General features: G+C 53.2%; 4 protein-coding genes. 2 read left to right on the top strand and 2 right to left on the bottom strand.

Annotated features, from left to right (window positions below; all coding sequences use genetic code 11):
• Positions 1 to 827 (bottom strand): hypothetical protein (locus DWX39_RS10460; protein WP_147336406.1); only part of this gene is annotated, 827 nt, incomplete at its 3' end.
• A gap of 208 nt (positions 828 to 1,035) precedes the next feature.
• On the opposite strand from DWX39_RS10460, the gene DWX39_RS11305 reads away from it, so the two are divergent.
• A complete protein-coding gene (locus DWX39_RS11305) occupies positions 1,036 to 1,167 on the top strand; it encodes a hypothetical protein (RefSeq protein ID WP_255413169.1) in 132 nt (43 codons plus the stop codon).
• A 224-nt stretch (positions 1,168 to 1,391) separates the two neighbouring features.
• Here DWX39_RS11305 and DWX39_RS10455 read toward each other — a convergent pair whose 3' ends face one another.
• Positions 1,392 to 2,846, bottom strand: a complete 1,455-nt coding sequence (locus tag DWX39_RS10455; RefSeq protein WP_147336405.1) for a reverse transcriptase domain-containing protein — start codon at positions 2,844 to 2,846, stop codon at positions 1,392 to 1,394.
• A 789-nt stretch (positions 2,847 to 3,635) separates the two neighbouring features.
• On the opposite strand from DWX39_RS10455, the gene DWX39_RS10450 reads away from it, so the two are divergent.
• Positions 3,636 to 5,195, top strand: a complete 1,560-nt coding sequence (locus DWX39_RS10450; protein ID WP_117759881.1) for a transglutaminase domain-containing protein — start codon at positions 3,636 to 3,638, stop codon at positions 5,193 to 5,195.
• Positions 5,196 to 5,669 lie beyond the last annotated feature (474 nt).

Raw genomic sequence — 5,669 nt, 5'->3', positions numbered from 1 at the left:
CTGAGGCTGTTGCAATGAAAATGACAATCAAGGTACTCTCCGGGATCACGCATACGCATAATATCCATGTATGTTCTGCTTTTTGCGACCATGATATCGTCGAACTTGGATAGGCCGTGCCCGCTCGCTCTTGTGACAACCATGCGGTCGTCGCAAAAATATGAAAGGAAGGTGTCCTTGCCGGGATGGTGTATCCGTCGGACGTCGAGCACGTTCCGGAAGTCATAGTAAAGTGCGGCGTTGGCGGTTTCCTCAAGTTCAGGCAGTCTGTCGATGCCTTCAAAGCGGCAAGGATAAATTAGCAGCAAGTTTTTCGAATGACTGATTGAGCGAAGAAGTCCTCGGGCCTCACGGTCTTCTTCGCTCAATTGTTTATTACTCTCAGTTTTTAGAAGCTCGTCAAGCTTGGCGAGGCTGTAATCCCTGAGAATTGCATGCAGGCGTAAGCCTCTCTGTTCTTTTACATGACTTCTGCAAAGTTGTTCTAAAGTTATTCCGCGGTCTGAAACTCGCCTTGACGAAGTGAGACTTACGGCGCGCATCATGGATTTTCCGAAGATGAGCTTGAAATCTAACTGATACGCGTCTGATACCGCATCACACTCCCCATTTGCCTCGGATACGGGCGCATGAAACTCCGCACCTCTGGTCAGTTCCTTGAAAGCGTTAGAGTGGTTGATGAGCTCGCGCGTCCATTCCTCGTATGTATATAACGGACGCCCAGAATAGTCTTGCATGAGGTCCTTAACAAACAATTCTGGGGTAATCATTGCGGATTTAAGTCTCTCGGCTCCGGGAACGGCTTCAATAAGCCTCTTATCTATCACTGTGGCCTCCTCTTTGCGGTAGTTTTACGGATGTTGACGGAAGCCGTTCCAGCAGGGTACGCCAAAGTTGGCCGAGCGAGCGGCCCGTCCTGGCTCGGAAGGGTCCGTGCCTTCGCCTAGAATACGCGCACCATGGCGCGTTCAGGCCGCTTTCGGGGTTATCCTGGCCGTTTCCATGGCAACCTCGCGCTACTTCTCGGAGAGGAAGATGGCCGAGTTGCACGACGCGGCGCTGCGAAGGGGAGCATCGTGCTGTCATGACTGGGCCGAGCTGGAAAAGACTGCCGGGAAGATGGTCGAATCCAGCCTTGAGCTTGCCGACAGAGTGGAGTCGGCCTAGGATATCGATAGATTCCGGATCCTGGACACAGGGGCCAAGGAGTCCATTACACCAACTTTCGCGACACTACCGTTCTTGTCATATCATTCTGATGTTCGGCTCGAGTTTCAGAGGCATCGTTCCGCGACCGCGTGAAGGCACATCAATTGTTACCTAGTGATCGGAATTGGCCGATATCGATTTAGTATTTATGGCTATGAATAATCCAGCGCTAAAGCCATCGTTTACCGAGCACTCAAGCGTTTAATCTTCCTATAAATCTTAGCCTCGTCGGGGGCAATCGGATCATTTGGAAACGCCTTTTGGGCTCTCGCTACGTAGGAAAGAAAGTTCCCATAGCGAGAAAATGCAGAAGGGTCAGCATCACCCGAGGGGCATAGCCTTCTTCCCTTAATACCGAGTGGTGAATAATGTTGATATAGAGCGGAGACGCGCTTTTTTGATGCGTGTCTCCCCTCTCCCTCATTAGAACGCGCAATCGCAGTGGCCGCCTCACGGAGACGTTTGTGGTACTTTCCAACCGTAGACTGTCGAAGTCTTACAATGCGCCCGTCAAAGTCAAACCCCAGGAAACTGACTTTCTGCGCCGGATGTGCACCGGAATACGAAAGAACCTCACCCGCGCAAATGCTTTCAAAATCAAGCTGAGCAACTCCGTTGCCATCAACCCGGAACACCTTGGTTTTCTCAGATTGCAGTTTAACGGAATCGACATCGGCCATTAGATTGATTGCCTCTACAAGTGCATCAAAGCCAGATTTTGGAACGGCAATAATAAAGTCATCGCAATAACGAAGATACAAGCCACCAACCCGTTCAACGGCAAGCCTGACCTTCATATCGATATCGGTCATATAGATGTTAGCGAGCACTCCACTTGCAGCAAGACCCTGAGGAATGCCGAGATCAATACCCGTTCGCCGCCACGGCCTGGTGATGACTTTACTTTTGTTTGCAAGAAACTCAGACCTTGGCAAGATAACATCCAGCTTATTAAGTTCACGAATAGACTTGAACCGAAGTTCGATAGCCGCTTCATTGATCATTTTCTCCCGAGTAGGATCGATTACTGGCCATGGAAATTCATGTCGAGCAGCCAAATCAGCAATAGGCCAGCACGAATAGCGAAGGATATTTTTAATAACTTGATAGTGATCGTCCGGCAAGCGTCCACTGGGAAACAACGAACGCAACGACGCTATTAGATGGGCATGATTTAGGTTGTCGAAGAAGCTCTCGAAATCACCCGTAAGCACAAAAGCCGAATCTTGCTCACGCATATAGTCGAATACCTTTTTAGCTGAGGAAATATTGCTGCCAGCAGTTACGGCGCTGTCTGATGAAAGCGAAGAGCGGTACGCTACGGCAACCTCATTAAACTCTTCGGCAATAGCCTTCTTGTTATATAAGTCCGACCACAGATAAGAGTAGTACTGGAAGACGCGGTGATCGAAATGCGAGGCATAAGCGATATTGCGAACTTTGCAGCTTCGCTTACCTCCACGATACCGAACAGTAATGATCTCGTTGGAAATAAGAGGGTAGAACGCATGATGAGAAACGTACCCTGAATCTAAAATCTTGGCCTGAACTTCGGCAAAAGAGGCCCTATGATCGAAATGGGCATATGAACTTTTGGAACTATATCGAGGAATACGAGCGATATCGAACTCGGCCAAAATACCCCCCAAATAAATCAACCTGTCCGGATCAACAAGCGGCGGCTAACCCTCCCCGGACAGGCTAATCAAAGGCGCAGCAAGTGCAACCAACGCTTTCGCGGCCACCTAAAACAATGCTTGCCTATGGCATACTAGACGAAAGCGAGGAATTGGTACTTATGACCATCGAGGCTCTTATCCAGCTAGCAGCAGGCAACGCTGGTGTCAATGTTGCGAACGTCGGAATTTCGTCGTTTGCGATATTGACGGCAGTAGCGTACCCCATCGCCAGTTCGCGATGGGCAGTTAGCTTTATTCCCCATTCTTGCTTTGCTTAAACAGGATATAAGAAATCGGCTCATGCAGTTAACAGCGCCTTGATGCACACCCAATTGTCTTGACGGCGGTCGCATCGAAAATGCTGGTGCGCCTCTACGGATACAAGGACTCCTCCATCTAATGCATGCACGCTAATGCATGCACACGGTCCGCGAGACAATATCACCGACAAGACCGTGAAAATCCCGATGTGCATAATCCAGGAGTTTGGATGCACAGACGGGTGGATTGTCATTGTTCAGATTGGTCGCTTCGCGCTCCTCGCCGACGGGCACATCGTTGAGGGCAAAGACATCAGCGCACAGCGAGGCCGAGGACCAACTCCCTCCCCCTCCCCCCAACATTCCCCAGAAAGTTCGCTGATGTTGACTGGGGGTTCCCGTAAAATAAACTCCAACAAAATATGTGCGGAGTGCTGGCCTGGAGCTGCCTTCGGACCCTATTGGCTGCTCACCGAGAGGCTCCGCTATGAAACGACCCCTTTACTACCTGCTCTGCGTGATCGCGTGCTCGTCCATGGTCAGCGCGACGATGCCTATGGCAGCCATTGCGGAAGCCATCCAGCCTCGAGCAACAGCCGAGCAGCAGGCGCAAGCCGACGCCACGAGCAGCGGCACAGGCAAGGTCGAAGACGGCACCGACACAAATGCGACAGCGGGTACCGTAGAGGACAGCACCGCAACATCCACCGGCGCCAGCGCAGCCAACACGGAAAGCGCTGACGGCACCCCCACCGCGACCGGCACCGCCGCCACATCCGGCAGCACCACCGCCGCAACCAGCACCCCCACCCCATCCCTCCGAGCCCAAGCCAACGTCACGCCCGAGGCGATCTCCGTCGCGGCGGAAACCGGCTATGCCCACTCCGCCACCGCAAGTCAAAACGGCGTCACCTTCACCGTCTCGTGGAATGACGCCCCCGCGGGCGCCGCGACGACCTTCCACGTAACCCAGGCCAACGGCTCGTCCCAGGCCAAGGCGCGCATGGACGTGCCCACCTACTGGGACGGCGGCAGCCATGAAAGCGTCTGCGACCCGTCGCGCCCGGCATGGGCCAGCTACTACAGCCTTGGCACCGCGGGCCACGACTTTACCTTTGACTTCACGGCATCGGGCACGTATCGCATCTACTTCTACTTTATGGACAACGACAGAAACGACCCCCAAAACGACAAGGGGATCTACTACCTGCGCACCACGGCGGAGGTGACCGTAAACGACGCCGCCCGCCCGAGCGTTACGCAGATCGTCAACAACGCCGTGGACCTATGCAGGCAACAGACAGACGGCTTGGAATATGACATGGCGCTGTGGCTCCACGACTGGACGCTCGACCAGCTGGAGTACGACCACAGCCTTAACTGGTGCTCGGCCGAAAGCGGCCTCACGCGCCACCAGGGCACCTGCGAGAGCTACCAGCGCATCTACTCCAAGCTCCTTGACGCCGCGGGCATCGCCAACGGCCGCATCACCGGCAACGGCCACACCTGGAACGCCGTAAAGATCGACGGCAAATGGTGCCAGATGGACCTAACCTGGGACGATACCGGCGACAACTGGTACGGAGACCTGGACCAGCGCCATCTGTACTTTGGCCTGACCGCCGAGCTCATGGCAATCGCCCACTCCGACCACACGGCAAACTACCAAAAGGGCGACTACGCCTACCGCTCAACCGACCTATCCAACAATTATTTTGTGCGAAACGGAAAGGCCGATGAATGGGCCGAGAAGTATGCCGGCCGCATTCAGCAGCACTTGAATGCCAAGGAAGAGAGCATTTCCATTGATGCTGATAACCAGTCCTTCCCGCCGAGCATCTCGGGGATTCAGAACGGGATTGTTGCGTACGCGATGAATCTGAGGGAGTGGAAAACAGGGAAAAGTAATGCAGCGATACAAGCAGTATCGAATTTCAAAACATGCTCTAGTACCTCATGGGAAGTCACTTTCGATTTCACAGTTAAATACACCAATGAAAAGAGGACGGTTGGACAAAGCAGGCAAACGGCTCGCTTCTCTATTTAATTAACGGATAACCGGCCCATGACGAGCAGCGGATCGAGGGGACGGTGGTACTTCTTCGACCCGGAAACGGGGCAGACGCTGAACGAGAATTGATAGCGATTTATCAGACATAATCACGTTGTGCATTTGCTCGTTAGGGCACTGCTGAATATCACGAAACAGTACCGCCGATATTACGCTTGGGAAACAGGGCCGATATGGGTCTCGGTGCCTGTCTATTGCTAGCGTTCGGCATCGTGACGTCACCTTAAATTGGAATTGCATGAAGGTATAGAGCAATGCGAGTCCTGCGACAAAATTTAAGTGAACGTGCAGCCACAGAACATGTTAGCCCGCATCGCCTGCGCCACTCGAATTACAACATTCAAGACATGCTCGCGCACGCGCGAATGAACCTCCTAGGGGACAACGTTGGATTGTTCGAGGTTTCGGTCTAGATTGCGTGCGCCGCCCAGGGGACAACCCCGGGGCGGC

This window comes from Collinsella sp. AF19-1LB (genome assembly GCF_003459655.1).
GTDB lineage: Bacteria > Actinomycetota > Coriobacteriia > Coriobacteriales > Coriobacteriaceae > Collinsella.
Note: the sequence above shows the minus strand (reverse complement) of the source record. Positions and strands in the feature narration are given on the sequence as shown.

Bases quoted from the DNA above. Each gene is read 5' to 3' on its own strand.
- DWX39_RS10450 (WP_117759881.1), top strand. From the start codon at position 3,636: ATGAAACGACCCCTTTACTACCTGCTCTGCGTGATCGCGTGCTCGTCC.
- DWX39_RS11305 (WP_255413169.1), top strand. From the start codon at position 1,036: ATGGCCGAGTTGCACGACGCGGCGCTGCGAAGGGGAGCATCGTGCTGT.